Annotated in this window: 14 protein-coding genes; 9 read left to right on the top strand and 5 right to left on the bottom strand. The window is 73.2% G+C overall.

Annotated features, from left to right (window positions below; translation table 11 throughout):
* Nucleotides 1–25: 25 nt before the first annotated feature.
* Nucleotides 26–1,132: a hypothetical protein gene (locus tag Q5425_RS13640; RefSeq protein WP_308672566.1), complete on the top strand. Its 1,107-nt coding sequence runs from the start codon at nt 26–28 to the stop codon at nt 1,130–1,132.
* Here the strand turns inward: Q5425_RS13640 and Q5425_RS13635 are convergent.
* Entirely contained in the window at nt 1,047–1,979 is a 933-nt protein-coding gene (locus Q5425_RS13635; protein ID WP_308672565.1) for an aminoglycoside phosphotransferase family protein, read from the bottom strand. The two genes, Q5425_RS13640 and Q5425_RS13635, sit on opposite strands and share 86 nt — an antisense overlap.
* Nucleotides 1,980–2,069: 90 nt before the next feature.
* On the opposite strand from Q5425_RS13635, the gene argG reads away from it, so the two are divergent.
* Nucleotides 2,070–3,515 carry an argininosuccinate synthase gene (gene argG, locus Q5425_RS13630; RefSeq protein WP_308672564.1) on the top strand — a complete coding sequence of 482 codons (1,446 nt, stop codon included), beginning with the start codon at nt 2,070–2,072 and terminating at the stop codon, nt 3,513–3,515.
* Nucleotides 3,516–3,565: 50 nt separating this feature from the next.
* On the opposite strand, the gene Q5425_RS13625 is transcribed toward argG, so the two are convergent.
* Entirely contained in the window at nt 3,566–4,573 is a 1,008-nt protein-coding gene (locus tag Q5425_RS13625; RefSeq protein ID WP_308672563.1) for a medium chain dehydrogenase/reductase family protein, read from the bottom strand.
* 76 nt (nt 4,574–4,649) lie between these two features.
* Complete coding sequence (locus Q5425_RS13620; protein ID WP_308672562.1) at nt 4,650–5,216, bottom strand: TetR/AcrR family transcriptional regulator; 567 nt, start codon at nt 5,214–5,216, stop codon at nt 4,650–4,652.
* 198 nt (nt 5,217–5,414) lie between these two features.
* Here Q5425_RS13620 and Q5425_RS13615 point away from each other — a divergent pair, with 198 nt between their 5' ends.
* Nucleotides 5,415–8,183 carry a BTAD domain-containing putative transcriptional regulator gene (locus Q5425_RS13615; protein WP_308672561.1) on the top strand — a complete coding sequence of 923 codons (2,769 nt, stop codon included), beginning with the start codon at nt 5,415–5,417 and terminating at the stop codon, nt 8,181–8,183.
* 373 nt (nt 8,184–8,556) lie between these two features.
* Here the strand turns inward: Q5425_RS13615 and Q5425_RS13610 are convergent, their stop codons facing one another.
* A complete protein-coding gene (locus Q5425_RS13610) occupies nt 8,557–9,057 on the bottom strand; it encodes a hypothetical protein (RefSeq protein ID WP_308672560.1) in 501 nt (166 codons plus the stop codon).
* Between the two features lie 230 nt (nt 9,058–9,287).
* Between Q5425_RS13610 and Q5425_RS13605 the strand changes: the two genes are divergently transcribed.
* The 5 genes from Q5425_RS13605 to Q5425_RS13585 all read left to right on the top strand — a co-directional run bounded on the left by Q5425_RS13605 (nt 9,288) and on the right by Q5425_RS13585 (nt 14,101).
* The gene (locus Q5425_RS13605; RefSeq protein WP_308672559.1) at nt 9,288–9,884 is read left to right on the top strand and encodes a DUF6801 domain-containing protein; all 597 of its coding nucleotides are present in this window, start codon (nt 9,288–9,290) and stop codon (nt 9,882–9,884) included.
* A 270-nt stretch (nt 9,885–10,154) separates the two neighbouring features.
* Nucleotides 10,155–10,673: a papain-like cysteine protease family protein gene (locus Q5425_RS13600; protein ID WP_308672602.1), complete on the top strand. Its 519-nt coding sequence runs from the start codon at nt 10,155–10,157 to the stop codon at nt 10,671–10,673.
* A complete protein-coding gene (locus Q5425_RS13595; protein ID WP_308672558.1) occupies nt 10,670–11,434 on the top strand; it encodes a hypothetical protein in 765 nt (254 codons plus the stop codon). The genes Q5425_RS13600 and Q5425_RS13595 overlap by 4 nt, the downstream gene beginning before the upstream one ends.
* Before the next feature lie 67 nt (nt 11,435–11,501).
* On the top strand, nt 11,502–12,539 hold the full coding sequence (locus Q5425_RS13590) for an Lrp/AsnC family transcriptional regulator (protein WP_308672557.1): 1,038 nt from the start codon (nt 11,502–11,504) through the stop codon (nt 12,537–12,539).
* Between the two features lie 323 nt (nt 12,540–12,862).
* On the top strand, nt 12,863–14,101 hold the full coding sequence (locus tag Q5425_RS13585; protein ID WP_308672556.1) for an FAD-binding protein: 1,239 nt from the start codon (nt 12,863–12,865) through the stop codon (nt 14,099–14,101).
* Nucleotides 14,102–14,147: 46 nt separating this feature from the next.
* On the opposite strand, the gene Q5425_RS13580 is transcribed toward Q5425_RS13585, so the two are convergent.
* A complete protein-coding gene (locus Q5425_RS13580) occupies nt 14,148–15,131 on the bottom strand; it encodes a LacI family DNA-binding transcriptional regulator (protein WP_308672555.1) in 984 nt (327 codons plus the stop codon).
* Between the two features lie 287 nt (nt 15,132–15,418).
* On the opposite strand from Q5425_RS13580, the gene Q5425_RS13575 reads away from it, so the two are divergent.
* Nucleotides 15,419–16,624: a Gfo/Idh/MocA family oxidoreductase gene (locus tag Q5425_RS13575; protein WP_308672554.1), complete on the top strand. Its 1,206-nt coding sequence runs from the start codon at nt 15,419–15,421 to the stop codon at nt 16,622–16,624.
* The last annotated feature ends 99 nt before the right edge of the window (nt 16,625–16,723 follow it).

The following is a 16,723-nucleotide window of genomic DNA, read 5'->3' as shown; positions in this document are numbered from 1 at the left end:
CGACCTGACAGGGGAGGAGCAGGGGATGTTCAGAGGGGTTTTCGCGCTGGCGGCGGCGATGACGGTGCTCGTCGCGGTCCCGGCGAGCGCGGACGAGATCCAAGGGCCGATCGACCTGGGTACGCTGCCCGGCGGGCTGAGCAGCTACGGGCTGGCGGTGACGAACCACGGGACGGTGTTCGGCACGGCGTACGACAAGGCGTACCACGAGCACGGGGCGCGGTGGGACGCGGCCGGTCGGATCACCGAGCTGCCGCCGCTGCCGGGCTACGGGTCGGTTCTCCCCGTCGCGATCACGGAGGGCGGGGTGGCGGTCGGGAACTCGATCGCCAATCCGCTCGCCGGGCGGGCCACGCTGTGGGGCGCGTCGGGCGTCCCGGTGGACCTGCCGCCGGTGCCCGGCTTCCCGAACTACGCGTCGTCCAGCGTGGCCGCGATCAACAGCCACGGCATCGCCGTCGGGTACGCCTACGGGGCGCCGGGCCCGGACACGGCGGTGAAGTGGGACACCGCCCGGGGCACGGTCACTTCCCTCGGCCTGGGCCACGCCTACCTGATCAACGACGCGGGCGCGCTGATCGCCTCGTTGCAGGACGGGCTGCGCTACTGGGACCCCGCGGGCAACCTCGTCGAGCTGGAGGGCGGCGGCGGAGTGGAGGACCTCGACGAGGCGGGGACGGTCGTCGGCACGTACGGCCTCCACGCCGCGAAGTGGGACTCGACCGGCCGGCTCACGGTGCTCGACACCACCTGGAAGTTCAGCGAGGCGAAGAAGATCGGCGAAGACGGGACGATCTACGGGGAAGTGGGAGCGGGGGACGGCACGGTCCGCCCGGCCCGGTGGGACCCGGCCGGGCGGCTCACGGTGTTCCCGGTCCCGGACGGCGCCCGGAGCTGGTTCACGGCCGCGAACGACACCGGCAGCGCGCTGGTGGAGACCAGCCCGGGCGGATACTTCGTCTGGGGTCCCGGCGGCGCCGTCACCCCGCTGCCGCTGCCGGCCGAGAACGCCTTCTGCCGCGCTTCCGGCCTGAACCACTGGGCGGTCACGGGGTCGTGTTCCCTGCCCGGCCGGAACGCGCACGCGGTGCTGTGGAAGCTGTCGGAACCGACCGGCAGCTCAGCTCACTGAGCACGTACCGGGCGTTGGCCGAGATGACCGGGTTGGTGTGCCGGTAGTACGGCAGCTGGATCACCGCCATCGACAACGCCCGGCCGCGGCCGCGGGCCCAGGTCGCGTCGTCGGCGCCGACGACGTCGCGGAAGACCGGGCGCGCGGCCGCGGGCAGCAGGTTCCACGCGGGGATCAGGTCGCACGCCGGGTCGCCCAGGCCCGCGGTCGCCCAGTCGAGGACGCCGCTCAGGTGGCCGTCGCGCAGCAGCAGGTTGCTCGGCATCAGGTCCGCATGCACCCAGCACGGCGGCCCGGTCCAGGGTGGAGCGTCGAGCGCCTCGGTCCAGACCGCCAGCGCGGTGGCCGCGTCGAACGGCTCGTCGGTACGGCTCAGCTCCTCGATCGCCCGGCGGGTGGCCGTGTCCACGGTAAACAGCGGCTTCCCGCGGAACGCCGGGGGACCGTCCGCCCGGTTCGCCCGCAGCGCGAGGACGAAGCCGGCGAGTTCGCGGGCCGGTGCGTCCCGGCCTTCGAGCGCCGGTTCGCCGTCGAGCCAGCCGTGCACCGCCCACGGCCACGGGTAGCCCTCGGCGGGCTCGCCCAGCGCGACGACGGCCGGGACGGCCACCGGCAGCCCTTCGAGCGAGGTGAGGACGCGGGCTTCCTTCGTGATGTCACCGGCACCACCGCCGGTCAGGGGAAGCCGGACCGTGTGGCCGGAGCCGAGCCGGTACACGGCGTTGACCGTGCCGCCGGAGGCTAGGGGAGTGACCGGCAGGCCCGTCCAGTGCGGGAACTGCCCGTGCACCAGCCGCCGGACCAGCCCGGCGTCGATCGGGTGCTCGTCGGCGTGCATGCGGCCCATGCGCTCACGCAACCACGCACGTCAACCGGGTTTCCGTGCCACAGGCACCCCGGATTGCACGACGATGCATAGCCGTGCATAATCATTCGCATGTCCAAGGTGCTCACTTCCCTGCCCGTCGGCGAGCGTGTCGGTATCGCCTTCTCCGGTGGCCTCGACACTTCCGTAGCGGTCGCGTGGATGCGCGACAAAGGCGCGGTCCCCTGCACCTACACCGCCGACATCGGCCAGTACGACGAGCCCGACATCGATTCGGTGCCCGGGCGCGCCGGCCAGTACGGCGCCGAGATCGCGCGGCTGGTCGACTGCCGGGAAGCGCTGGTCGAAGAGGGGCTCGCCGCGCTGACGTGCGGCGCGTTCCACATCCGCACCGGCGGCCGCAGCTACTTCAACACCACCCCGCTCGGCCGCGCGGTCACCGGCACGCTGCTGGTGCGCGCCATGCTCGAGGACGACGTGCAGATCTGGGGCGACGGCTCCACCTACAAGGGCAACGACATCGAGCGGTTCTACCGCTACGGCCTGCTGGCCAACCCCTCCCTGCGCATCTACAAGCCCTGGCTCGACGCGGACTTCGTCACCGAGCTCGGCGGCCGCAAGGAGATGTCCGAGTGGCTGCTCGCGCACGACCTGCCCTACCGCGACAGCACCGAGAAGGCCTACTCGACCGACGCCAACATCTGGGGCGCCACGCACGAGGCCAAGTCGCTGGAGCACCTGGACACCGGCATCGAGATCGTCAAGCCGATCATGGGTGTGGCGTTCTGGGACCCCGAGGTCGAGATCCCGGCCGAGGACGTCACGATCGGCTTCGAGCAGGGCCGGCCGGTGACGATCAACGGCAAGGAGTTCGCCACCGCCGTCGACCTGGTCCTCGAGGCCAACGCCGTCGGCGGCCGGCACGGCCTCGGCATGTCCGACCAGATCGAGAACCGGATCATCGAGGCCAAGAGCCGCGGCATCTACGAGGCGCCCGGCATGGCGCTGCTGCACGCCGCCTACGAGCGGCTCGTCAACGCCATCCACAACGAGGACACCCTCGCCAGCTACCACAACCACGGGCGGCAGCTCGGCCGCCTGATGTACGAGGGCCGCTGGCTGGACCCGCAGGCGATGATGCTGCGCGAGTCGCTGCAGCGCTGGGTCGGTACCGCGGTCACCGGCGAGGTGACGCTGCGGCTGCGCCGCGGCGAGGACTACTCCATCCTCGACACGACCGGCCCGGCCTTCAGCTACCACCCGGACAAGCTGTCGATGGAGCGGACCGAGGACTCGGCGTTCGGCCCGGTCGACCGGATCGGCCAGCTGACCATGCGCAACCTCGACATCGCCGACTCGCGGGCGAAGCTGGAGCAGTACGCGAGCCTCGGCATGGTCGGCGGCTCGAACCCGAAGCTGATCGGCGCCGCCCAGGCCGCGTCGACCGGCCTGATCGGCGCGATGCCCGAGGGCGGCGCCGAGGTGATTGCCTCGCGCGGCAAGACCGACGACGTCGAGCTGCTCGACAACGCCGCGATGGAGTTCGGCACGGACTGATCCGCAACGCCCGAAGGCCACCACGTCCGCCGTGGTGGCCTTCGGTGCGTTCAGGGGACGAGCACGACCTTGCCGGTGACCGTGCCGGATTCCGCCAGCGCCAGCGCCCGGCCGGCTTCGGCCAGCGGGATCCGCGCGGCCACCTGCGCTGTGAGCCGGCCTCCCGCCGCCAGGTCGAACACGGCGGTCAGGTCTTCGGCCAGGCGCGCGCGGAACCGGGTGAGGTTCCGCTTGCCGCCCCACACGTTGTAGAAGTGCGTGCGGCGCCGGTTCGGCAGCGCGTTCCACCACAGCAGCCGGGCGAACAGCTTCAGCACCGGCACGCGGGGGTTGCCGCCGGTGTCCCTGGTCGACGCGCTGCCGTAGGCGACCAGCGTCCCGCCCGGCGCGAGCAGCCGGAACGAGGCGGTGATGCCGGGCCCGCCGACGTGGTCGAACACCGCGTCGACCCCGCCCGGCGCCAGCTTGCGGACCTCGGCAGGCACGTCGCCGCGGTAGTCGACGGCGGTCGCGCCGAGCGCGGTCACGACGTCCTGGTTGCGAGCCGAGGCGGTGCCGATCACCTCGATCCCGGCCGCGCGGGCCAGCTGCACCAGCGTGGTGCCGACGCCGCCGCTCGCGCCGTGCACCAGGATCGTCGCCCCGGCCCGCACGCGGGCGATCCGGTGGAGCATCTGCCACGCCGTGATGCCGTTGACGACGAACGTCTCGGCTTCCGCCGCGTCCAAGCCGTCCGGCACCGGGACGAGGTCGGCTTCCGGCAGGACGAGGTGGCTGCTCCAGCCGCCGGTCTTCGTCAGCGCGGCCACGCGACGGCCGGCCAGCGCAGGATCGGTGGCTTCGAGCACCGTGCCGACCACGTCGTAGCCGGGCACGAACGGGAACGGCGGCTGGTCGTAGTACTTGCCGCGACGCATCTGCTGTTCGGCGAAGGAGATTCCGCTCGCCTCGACGCGGACGAGGGCCTCGCCGGCGCCGGGCCGGGGCACGGCGCGGTGTTCGACGCGCAGGCCGTCCGGCTCGACGAGGCCGGGGAGGACGATTTCGGTGGCGGTCATGGTGCTTCCTAACGGTTGTGAGTGACTGGTCAATCACTCGACGGGCGAGAAAAAGGGCCGGGGAGGGCCGGTTCGGTTACCGGCCGGGGTGGCGGATGCCGGCGGAGAGCACGGCGGCCCAGTCACCGGACCGGCCGTCGAGGTCGAGGGTGGCGATCAGGTGGCAGAGCTGGCCGTAGGCGACGAACCGCTGCACCTCGCCGTCGGCCGCTCCGGAGCGCGAGCGGGCGAACTCGGTGACCTTGGCCAGCCCGCGGCGCACGGCGTCGGCGATTTCCGGGGTGTCGGTGGCGGACTGGGCGTGCACCTGCAGCATCAGCAGGTTCCGGTCGGCGATCAGCTCGGCGTACGCGCCGCCCATCTCGTGGAGGATCTTCTCCGGATCGGCGTCCCCGGCGCGCGCGGCCCCGTTCGAAAGGGCGTGGACGACGAGTTCGTAGCACCGGTCGAGTGCGGCGACGAACAGGGAAACCTTGCCGGGGAACAACTTGAAGACGTAGGCGGGGGAGATGTCCGCCCGGGCGGCGACCGCGCTGATCGGCGTGCTGTGGTAGCCGCCGCGGGCGAATTCGGCGATGGCGGCGTCGACGACGGCGTCCCGCCGGGCGTCGGAGGTGGAGAGCGTGGCCCCGCGTCTGGTCATGTGAGTGACTGTACACTCACTCTCGCTCGGCGGTCAACCGGGCGGTCCGGCGGCCCGGCAAACGAGTGACATCCACTGTCCCGCTGTCCCGGATGTCCGCGATTTCCCCACGGGCCGCGCCGTCGTCCGGTTACAGTCCGGCTGCTGGTTCCGCCTGGGGGCGGCCGGGGGAACGGGGGCGACGCGATGGGGCCTGAAGTGCGGTTTTACCTGCTCGGACCGCTGACCGTGACGGTCAGCGGCCGGGCGCTGGCCCTCGGCGGGGCGAAGCAGCGGGTCCTGCTCGCCCACCTGCTGCTCAACGCAAACCGGATGGTCTCGCCCGGGCAGCTGATCGACATCCTCTGGGCGGGCGAACCACCGACGTCCGCCACCGCCAACCTCCAGACGTACGTGTGGCGCCTGCGCCGGCTGCTGCCCGAAGGCGCCGTCCTGCGCACCCACGGCCCGGGTTACTCGCTGGTCGCCGACCCCGGCGACGTCGACGCCCACCGGTTCACCCGGCTGGTCGCCGACGCCGCCCGCGTGGCCAAGGACGGCTCGCCCGAGTCGGCGCTGACGCTGCTGGCCGAGGCCGAAGCGCTGTGGCGCGGCGACCCGCTGGAAGACCTGCCGACCGCACCGGCCTGGGACGCCGAGCTCGGCCGGCTCGTCGAAAACCGGCTGGCCGCCGTCGAGGAACGGCTGGCGTTGCAGGTGCGGCTGGGCCGGCACGACCCCGCGATCGCGGAGCTCACCGTGCTGCTGGCCGAACACCCCTACCGCGAACGGCTCTGGCAGCAGTACCTGCTCGCGCTCGCCGGCGCGGGCCGCCGGGCCGAGGCGCTGCGGGCGTACACGACCGCCCGCGAGCGGCTGGTCACCGAACTCGGCGTCGAACCGGGGCCGGAACTGCGGGCCCTGCAGGCGGCGATCCTCACCGGCGAGCCGCTGCCCGGGCCCGCGTCCGCCCCGGCCGGCCCGTCGCCGTTGCGGCAGCTCCCGGCGGACCTGCCCGACTTCACCGGGCGCGAGGAGTACGTCCGCGAGCTGGCCGGGCTGCTCGGGGCGGGGCCGGCGCCGGTCGTGCTGACCGGCGCGCCCGGCACCGGCAAGACGGCGCTGGCCATGCACGTCGCCCACGGCCTCGCGGACCGGTTCCCGGACGGCCAGCTCTACGTCGACCTCGCCGGCACCGGCGCGCCGCGTGACCCGGCGGAGGTGCTCGCCGACTTCCTGCACGCACTGGGCGTCACGGGCAACACCGTCCCCGCCGGGCTCGGCCAGCGGGCCGCGCTGTTCCGCTCGCGCCTGGCCGGGCGCCGGATGCTGCTGGTGCTCGACGACACCGCGACCGCCGCGCAGGTCCGCCCGCTGCTGCCCGCCGACGCCGGGTGCGCCGTGCTGGTGACGACCCGCGGGCGGCTGCCGGAGCTGGCAGGCGCGAAGCACGTCGAGCTGACGGTGTTCGGGGAACGGGAAGCTGCGCAGCTGCTGGCGGAGCTGGCGGGAGCGGACCGCGTCGAGGGCGAACCGGCCGAAGCCGCGGCGATCGTCCGGTGCTGCGGGTACCTGCCGCTGGCGATCCGCATCGCGGGCGCGCGGCTGGCCGGGCGGCAGGCGTGGAGCCTGCGCACGCTGCACGACCGGCTGGCCGACGAATCGAGCCGGCTGAGCGAGCTGCGCGTCGGCGACCTCGGCGTCCGGCCGAGCTTCGAGCTCAGCCTGCGTCAGCTGCCGCCGTCCGCGCGGACGGCGTTCGGCCGGTCGGCGGTCCTGGGCGCGCAGGACTTCCCGAGCTGGGTGATCGACGCGCTGCTGGACCGCGACGGCACCCACGACGTCCTCGACGTGCTCGTCGACGCGAACCTGGTTTCCCTGGTGGGGCAGGATTCCAGTGGGCACCCGCGGTACCGGCTGCACGACCTGCTGCGGTGCTACGCGACGGAACTGCTCGCGCAGGAGCCCTTCGCGCAGCGGCGGGAGACGCTGGCCCGGGTGCTGTCGGTCCTGCTGGCGCTGGCGAAAACGGCGGCGGCCGGTCTGCCGCCGGCGTTCGGCGCGATGACCGGTCCCGCGCTGGACGTTCGTGCGGTGCCCGGCCGGTTGCCGGCCGACCCGCTCGCCTGGTTCACCGCGGAGCGCAAGCTGCTGGCGGCGGCGGTCCAGCTGGCGGCGGACGCGGGTCTCGACGAGCTGGCCTGGCAGCTGACCGCGGCGGCGGTCCCGTTCTACGACCTGCGAGGCGCGTACGACGACTGGCGGCGCAGCCACGCGACGGCGCTGGCGGCAGCCGAGGCGGCGGGCAATCGCCGGGGAGCGGCGGTCCTGTGCCGCGGCCTCGGCCAGGTCCGGCTGTACCACGACGAATACGCGGAAGCGACCCGCGACATGCGGCGTTCGGCGGAGCTGTTCGCCGAACTGGGCGACGTCCGCGGCGAAGCACTGGCGGTGGCGGGCCTCGGCACGGTGGCCCGCGTCCGCGACCGCCCCCGCGACGCGCTCGGGTTCTACCGCCGGGCGTTGGCGGGCCTGGAGCGGGCGGACGACCGCAGCGGCGTCGCCCAGATGCGCAATTCGATCGGCTCGACGTATGCGTTGCTGGGCTCGTACGCGGAGGCGGAGACGTGGCTGCGCCGGGCCCGCGAGCTGGCGCGCGAGATCGAGGACCCGCACCGGGAGGCGAAGGTCCTGACGGAATTGGGCACGCTGCACCGCGACACGGACAGGCTGCCGGAGTCGTTGACGTGTCTGAGGCTGGCGTTGAGCATCCTGGAGGGCCTCGACGACGAGAGGTGCAGCGCGTACGCGTTGCTGGGAATAGGGCAGACGCTCCTGGCGGCGGGCGAGCCGGTGCAGGCCCGCGGGGTGTGCGACCGGGCGTTGCGGGTGTTCCGCGAGACGGGGAACCACCAGGGCGAGACGACGGGGCTGGCGTTGCTGGAGCAGGCCCAGCGCCGCCGGAGCCCGGCCGCGGTTCGCACCTGACTCATCCGTGTCTTCGCCTGCCTGGACTGCAAGTTCAACGACGCGGGCACGTCGCAAGCGCGAAGCTCACAAACTTGTGCTTTCGGCCGGGATCGGCGTGATTGAAGCCGGATCTCGCGTGATCGGGGCCGGATCTCGCGTGATCGAAGCCGGAACTCGCGTGATTGGGCCCGGAACTCGCGTGCTTGAAGCCGGATCTCGCGTGATTCGGCGGGCATCTCACGTGACTGGAGGGGCATTTCGCGTGATTCGGGGGGCATCTCGCGTGATTGGAGGGGCATCTCGCGTGATTCGGCGGGCATCTCGCGTGATTCGGCGGGGCATCACTCGGGATTGGGGGCCGCCGGCGCGGAGTGCCGGCGGCCCCGCCCGGTCAGTTGCTGTTGCCCGGCTTCCAGCCGAGGTAGTTGGCGAAGTAGCCCTGGCGTGCGTGGCCGATCGCGCCGTTGACGCTCGTGGCCCAGACTCCGCCGCTGCCGTCGGCGATGCCGACGTGGCCGTACGCCGAGATGTTCCAGAACACGAACGCGCCGCGCGGCGGGGTGCCCGTCGTGTGGCGGGCGCCGTCGGAGGAGCGCCAGTGCTCGATCGCGCTCGCGTGGTGCGTCACGCGGTCCCACGCCAGGCGCACCGCCCGCTCGCAGTAGCCCTGGTAGGCCGTGCTGCCGTTGCGGCTGGAGAACCAGGCGATCGCCTGGCTCGCCGTCCGGGCCGCCGCCAGGTCCGCGGCGGAGTCGGTGATGACCGCGCCCGGCTCGGCGATGTCGGCAGCGGTGACTTCCGAATACACCTCCGGCGTGGCGGCCGAAGCGACGGTCGCGCCGCCGAAGAGCAGGGCGGCCGAGAGCGCGGCCGCCTGGCAGATGGTTCGCATGGTGTCTCCCTCAGTAGGCCGGGGCAGGGGTCCCGGCGTCGACGGGAACCACCCTGCGCGCGGCCGCTACACCGCCACTACACGGCCGCTCTCGCGGGCACGTGACAAAAACCGCGGCGGTGTGGACCGAGCGGCGTGACAAATTCCCGGGCAACGGAAAAAGGGAATGGCCGGTTGGGAAGTTTTCCACCTAGTATCCGAAAGGCCGTTCAACGAGGAAAGGACCAGACATGACGGAAACCCTCATGCGGAAAACCACCCGTCGATTCCGGGGAATCGGGGTCGCCGCGCTGCTGGCGGGCGCGATCGCCGTCGTTTCCGCGGCACCGGCCGCGGCGGCGGAGAAAACGCTCACCTACCGGGGCGGGTTCCCGCTGATCGGCGACCAGCAGGTCACCGTCGTGGTCAAGGCCGACATCCCGGCGACCGCCACCGCGGGCAGCACGGTTTCGGTGCCCTTCAGCCTCGACGTCGACGCCGGTCAAACCGCGGGCGACGGCCTGCGCCTCGTCGGTGCCACCAAGCTCTCCGGCACGATCAAATCGCAGGTCAACGTCGCGATCGGCGACCAGTCCGTGGCCATCCCGGTCGAGCTGCCGATCCCCGAGACGCCCGTGCCCGCCGAAGGCAGCCTGAAGTTCACCGCGCTCGGCCAGGTCGACTTCACCGTCCCGGCCGGCACCCCGGCCGGCGAGGCGACCAGCGGCGTCGACGCCGCCGCGACCACGCACGTGATCACCGACAGCGGCCTCGGCGAGTTCGACGTCGCGCTGACGCTCGACCCGCCGGGCCAGGACGTCACCCTCGGCACGACGACCGTTTCCTGACCCCGGGCGACCGGTCGGGGCCGCCGGAATCCGTCCGGCGGCCCCGAGCCGATGCCGGAATCCGGCACCCTGCGCATGCCGGGATCCGCCGGAATCCTTTTCCCGCCGAAGCAATCCTCCCTTGGTAGGTACCGGATCCCCGTGCCGGCGCGGAGTATTCCCTGCCACCACGTCGAATCGTCACCGGCTGGAGGAGCACTTCGTGAAAACACATCAGGAGTCCTACGTGGACTCGCCGCGCTTTGGGCCGTCACGGCTGCGGTCGTCGCGCTGCAGGCACCGGCCGCCGCGGCCGCGGCGCGCACCGATCTCGGCATCACCATGCAGGCCCAGCAGAAGGACCAGTGGTGCTGGGACGCCAGCGGCAACACGATCGCCGACTACTGGGGCTATTCGCTGACCCAGACCCGGTTCTGCCAGATCGCGCACAACGAATCCGGCAGCGATTGCGCCAACAACCAGGGCTACCTGTCCGACCAGCAGCGCGTGTTCCGCTACCTCGGGTTCACCACCGCCGGGACGTACAACTCGGGCGGCCAGACGCTTTCCTTCACCGGCGTCAAAACGCAGATCGACGCGGGAAAGCCGGTCGGCACCCGCATCGGCTGGCGGTCCGGTGGCGGCCACATGCACGTGCTCTACGGTTACGACAATGCGAGCGGGGCCACCCGGGTCGAATACGGCGACCCGTGGCCGAACAACAGCCGCTACAACTCGATGAACTACGACACCTACCGTTCGAACACCCAGTTCCAGTGGACCCACACGCTGTACGGGATCGAGGGATGAGCATGCTGCGGAAAGCGATGGGCGTGGCCGTGCTGGCCGGCGCCGCGATGTTCACCACGACCGGCGCGGCGGGCGCGGCGAACGGGCCCGCGGACGCCCCGACCGCCGCCGACACCGCCGCCATCGGGCAGGTCACCGGCGGCCCCGCGACGCTCGGCCGGCTCGCGACCACGAAGTTCCCCGGCGCACGGGCGGCCGCGGCGGCGCAGCAGGCGGCCGACCCGCGCACGCAGGTCCCGGTCTACGAGCCGACGGCGGCGTTCGTCGCCGGGAAGTCGGACGTCCCGGCCGCGCTCGCCTACGTCGCGGTCCCGGCGCGGACCGGCGACGGCGCCACCGCGACCGTGTGGGCGGAGCGCCAGGGCCCGGCCTGGACCGTCGTCAACGTCGCGTCCGGCGACTACGAGCGGCAGTACGCGCAGGCCGCGGCCGGCGGCTACCTCCTGCACGAACCGCAGGTCAACGCCTGGTACGCGGTGCACGGCGACACCGTCACCGTCCTGGACGGCTCGGTCACCGGGCTCGCCGCGGGCACGCAGCTGTCCCTGCGGGACTACCGCGCGGCCCTGCACGAGCGGTACTCGGACAAGCTGCCGGGCTCGGCCTACGACCGCGACGGTGCGGGCGGCGGTTACGGCGGGCGGGAACGCGCCGTCCCGGCCGCGGACCCCGGCGACGTGCCGGCGCTGCCCTTCGTGATCGGCGGTGTCCTCGTGCTGGTGGCGGGCGCGGCCGCGGTGCCGCGGCTGCGGCGGCGGTAGGACGGCGAGGGGCCGGCGGACGCCGCCGGTCCCTTGGCAGCCGATCATGACCAGGCCACAATTCGCCATGCCCGTTTCCCCCGGTGTGCAGCCGGACACGGCGCGCCCGGGACTGAACGCGTCCGACCTCGCGCTGGTGGAGGCCCTGCAGCGCGATCCTCGGGCGCCGTGGACGCGCATCGCCGCCGCCGTGGGCACCGACGCGACGACGGCGGCGCGCCGCTGGGAGCGGCTGCAGGCCGCCGGGCTGGCTTGGCTCACCGCCTACTCGACCCCGCCGACGACCACGGTCGGCTACGTCGACCTGGCCTGCCGCCCGGACGCGCTGAGCGGGCTGACCCGCGAGCTGTCCGGCTGGCCGCCCGTGTTCAGCGTCGAGCGCACGACCAGCCGGTTCGCGCTGTTCCTCGGACTGGCGGCGCGCGACCTCGACGCGCTGGACGCGCTGGTCACCGGCCGCATCGGCACCCTGCCCGGAGTGCGGGAGGTCCGCTTCGCCGTCGCCACCCGCGTCTACCGGGAAGGCAGCGGGTGGCTGGTGGACGCGCTCGCCCCGGAGCAGCGGGCCGTGCTGGACGACACCGCGGTGCAGGCCCGGCTGGTCGTGCCGCAGCAGTGGAACGACCAGGGCCTGCGCGCGCTGGTCGAGTCCCTCGGCGAGGACGGGCGGCGCAGTTACGCCGTGCTGGCCCGCGACTGCGGGATGAGCGAGTCGGCGGTGCGGCGCACGCTGGCGCGGATGCTGCGCAACCACGAACTCGACTTCCGGTGCGACCTCGCGCACGTCCCGGCGGGCTGGCCGGTGATCGCCGGCTACCGCCTCGACGTCGGCGCGGCGGAGCTCGAGCGCGCCGGCGCGGCGATCGCGCAGCTGCCGGAGACCCGGCTCTCGGCCGCGGTGGTGGGCGAGGGCAACCTGGTGGTGTCGGCTTGGCTGCGGGTGCCGTCGGACTGCACGGCCTACGAGACGCGGCTGGCCGAAGCCGCGCCCGGCGCGCGGGTCCTCGACCGCGCGATCACCCTGCGGATGCCGAAGCGGATGGGCCGGCTGCTCAGCCCGCACGGCCTCGGCGGCCCCCACCAGGCGATCATCCCGGCCCGCTGAACTATCGTCGGCCGGACCGGCCCGGGGGAGGATCATGAGCCCGCGGCGGCTGCCCGGCGCGGTGGCGGTCGTGGACCGGGACCGCGGGGCTCACACCGGAATCCGTCCGGCTGACGACCACCGGCCAACCCGCCCCGGCGCACCGCGGGATCGGCGCACTGTTCCTCGAAGGCCGGGGCTGGGGGATGGGCGGGGCGGTGGACATCGCCGCCACCGCGCACGTCATGCCCAACCCCGTGCCACCGGACTGGATGCGCGGCTTCTGGCGCGCGGCGGCCGCGTAGGGTCGGGGACGAAGATCGGGCACGGGAAGGACACAGCGGGTGGGCGAGTCGAACTGGGCCGGGAACCACACCTACGGCGCGGACGCGGTGACGACCCCGCGGACGGTCGACGAGGTGCGGGCGGCGGTCGCGGCGGCGACCCACGTCAAAGCCCTCGGCAGCCGGCACTGCTTCAACGACATCGCCGACTCCCCGGGCGGGGTCCTGCTGGACCTGCGCGCCCTCGACACCGGCGTCGAAATCGGCGACGGCACCGTGACCGTCGGCGGGTCGGCCCGGTACGGCGACTTCGCGCAGCAGCTGCACGCCGCCGGGTACGCGCTGCCGAACCTCGCGTCGCTGCCGCACATCACGGTGGCGGGCAGCGTCGCCACCGGCACCCACGGCTCCGGGCGGCGGCAGCCGGGGCTCGCGGCGGCCGTCTCGGCGGTGGAGCTGGTCACCGCGGACGGCGGGCTGCGGACGTTCACCCGCGCCGACGCCGCGTTCCCCGGCCTGGTCGTCGGGCTCGGCGCGGCCGGGGTGGTCACCCGGCTCACCCTCGACGTCGTCCCCGCCTTCGACGTCCGGCAGGACGTCTTCGACGGATTGCCGTGGGACGCCGCGTACCGGCACTTCGACGAGATCGAAGACGCCGGCTACAGCGTCAGCATGTTCACGAACTGGGTGAACGACGCGGTCGACCAGGTGTGGGTCAAGAGCCGCGTGGACGCCTTCACCGAGCGGCCGGAGCTCTTCGGCGCGGTCCCCGCGGACGGACCGCGCCACCCGGCCCACGCCGCCGGCATCCCGGCGGACAACTGCACGCCGCAGCAAGGGGTGCCGGGCCCGTGGCACGACCGGCTCCCGCACTTCGCGCTGGCGTTCACCCCGAGCGTGGGCGACGAGCTGCAGTCGGAGTACTTCGTGCCCTACCGCGACGCGGTGGCGGCGGTGCGGGCGGTCCGCGAGATCGGCGACCTGGTGGCGCCGCTGCTGCTGGTCTCGGAGATCCGCGCGATAGCGGGCGACGACCTGTGGCTGAGCCCCTGCCACGGCGGCGACCGGGTGGCCCTGCACTTCACGTGGCAGCCGCGCCAGCCCGAGGTCGAGGCGGTGCTGCCGGTGCTCGAGGAGCGCCTGGCCCCGTTCGGCGCGCGCCCGCACTGGGGCAAGCTCTTCGACGCCGTGCCGGAGCACTACCCGCGGCTGGCCGACTTCCGGGCGCTGGTGGCGGGCCTGGATCCGCAGGGGAAGTTCCGCAACCCGTTCCTGGAGCGCCACGTCTTCGGCGGCTAGGGTCTCCGCTCGCCGCGTCACCGACGTCATGAGCCGCAACAGCCGGCTAGCCCGAGGGCGGGGCCGTGGTGGCGCGGACGATGAGGTGGGTGTCCAGCATCTGCGTCGTGTGCTCGTCGGCCTCGCCGTCGAGCCGGCCCAGCAGGATCGTCACGGCCGCGCGGCCCGCTGCCTCCGTCGGCATCGCGATCGTCGTCAGCGGGGGTGCGGAGATCGCCGCGAACACCAGGTCGTCGAAGCCGACCAGGCTGATCTCGTCCGGCACCGGGACCCCGCGGGCGTTCAGCCGCGCCAGTGCGCCGAAGGCGACGAGGTCGTTGTAGGCCACGATCGCCGTCACGTCCGCCGCCAGTGCCAGGTCCGCGCCCTGCAGGCCGCCTTCGAACACCGGGGGGAACGGGCCGAACTCGACGACGTCCGTGCCGTACCGCTGCGCCGTCTCCGCCAGGCCCTGCTTGCGGGCGCGGTTCGCCCACGACGTGCGGGGACCGCCCAGGTAGGCGCACCGGCGGTGGCCCAGCGCGGCCAGGTGCTCGATCGCCTGCCGCATCCCGTCGGCGGCGTCCATCACGATCGACGGGATCCCGGGCACCTCGCGGTTGAGCAGCACCAGGGTCGTCTGCCCGGCGAGCGCGCGCAGCTGGTCGTCGGTCATGCTCGGGCTGCACAGCACGACCCCGTCGACCTGCTTGGCCATCCGGCGGACGAGGTTCTGCTCGGTCGCCGGGTCCTCGTCGCTGTTGGCGAACAGCACCGCGATGTCGTCCTGCCGCGCCCGGGCCTGGACGCCGTTGAGCACCCCGGTGAAGAACGGGTTGCCGAGGTCGGAGACCACGATCCCGATGTGCCCGGTGCGGACGGCGGGCCCGGGCTGCGGCGCGCCGGCCGCGTGGTAGCCCAGTTCGTGCGCCGCGGCCAGCACCCGGGTGCGGGTCTGCTGGCGGACCAGGCCGGGGGACGTGAACGCCCGCGACACGGTCGAGATCGACACGTTGGCCCGGCGGGCGACGTCGTGAATGGTCACGGTCACGGCAACTCCTCGGCAGGCTCCGGGCAACATCATGGAAACACCCTGAGTGCGTTGTCAACAAATCCTGCAAACCTTGCAAGCGGAAGTGGTCTATTCCAGTAAGCGCTATCTCGAAAGCCCGCCCGCCGTTCGGCGTACCGGCGTTTCGACGAATTCGACGGAGCTGTCCCGTGTGTTGACACGTTTGTCGCGCACGCCCTACGGTGACGACCGGAAGTTTCTCCCGAACTCCTGACCCATTCGTCAGTTCCGCGCGGCCCGCACCGGGTCCCGCCGATCGGAGATCCATGTCGGGGAGCCGGAGCCGCATCGTCGCGGACCCGCCGAGGCTGGCGGTCGTCGGCACGTCCGGCTACGCGTTCAGCTACCTGCACCGCGCGCGGATCCTGCACGACGAGGGCCTGGTCCGGTTCGCGGGCATGGCCGACATCCGTCCCCCGTCGGCGGCCGCGATCGCCTTGCTGCCCCCGGGCGGCACCGCGCACACCGGCGTCGAGGACCTGCTCCGCCGCTGCCGACCCGACATCACCGTGGTCGCGACCCCGCCGCACGCCCACGTCCAGGCCGGGGCCGCGGTGCTGCGCGCGGGCAGCGACCTGCTGCTGGAGACCCCGCCGGTGCTCGACCTCGACGGCTTCACCACGCTGTCCCGGCTGGCCGCGGAGACCGGATCGGCCTGCCAAACCGGGTTCCAGAGCTTCGGCTCCCCGGTGCTGCCCGTCCTCCGCGCGGCCATCGCGGCCGGGAAGCTCGGGAGGGTCGCCGGGGTCGGTGCGGCCGGGGCGTGGATCCGCACCGACGCCTACTACCGCCGCAACCCGTGGGCCGGCCGCCGGTGGCTCGACGGCGAGGCCGTCGTCGACGGCGCGCTGACCAACCCGTTCTCCCACGCCGTGGCCACCGCGCTGCTGGTCGGCGGGGTCGCCGGGCGCGACCCGGCGGAGATCGCCCTCGAGCTCTACGGCACCCGCGACATCGAAGCCGACGACACCGCGTGCCTGCGCATCCGGTTCGGCGACGGGCCGGAGATCGTCGTCGCCGCGTCGCTGTGCGCCGAACAGGACCACGAGCCCTACGTCGTGGTGCACGGCGAGCGGGCGCGCGCGAAGTTCTGGTACAAGAGCCACCGCCTCGAGATCGACGACGAGCGGATCCACCTCGGCGAACCGGCCGACCTGCTGCGCAACCTCATCGCCCACCACCTCGACCCGGACGGGGTGCCGCTGCTCGCGCCGCTGTCCGGGACCCGGGCGTTCGCTTCGGTGGTCGAAGCGGTGCGGGACGCGCCGTCGCCGTCGCGGATCCCGGCGGGCTGGATCCGCACCGTCGGCGAAGGGGCGAGCCGGCACCCGGTGGTGCGGGGGATCGGCGAAGAGGTCGCCGTCGCCGCGGACCGGCTGGCGCTGTTCTCCGAGATCGGCGTCCCGTGGGCGAGTGCTTCGCGACGGCCGGGCGGCGGCCCGGGCGCGGAGACGGCCGAACGCACCGGATAACGCGGGCCGGTGCGCACCAGCGCTGGCAGCCCGGTTTTCGACGCCGTTGCTGTAAGCGCTTTCTCGGCATGTCCGCTGAGCTGCGGAAACGTTGGTGCG

This window comes from Amycolatopsis sp. A133 (genome assembly GCF_031082405.1).
Classification (GTDB): Bacteria; Actinomycetota; Actinomycetes; order Mycobacteriales; family Pseudonocardiaceae; genus Amycolatopsis.
This window is presented reverse-complemented; position numbering and strand designations above follow the sequence as displayed.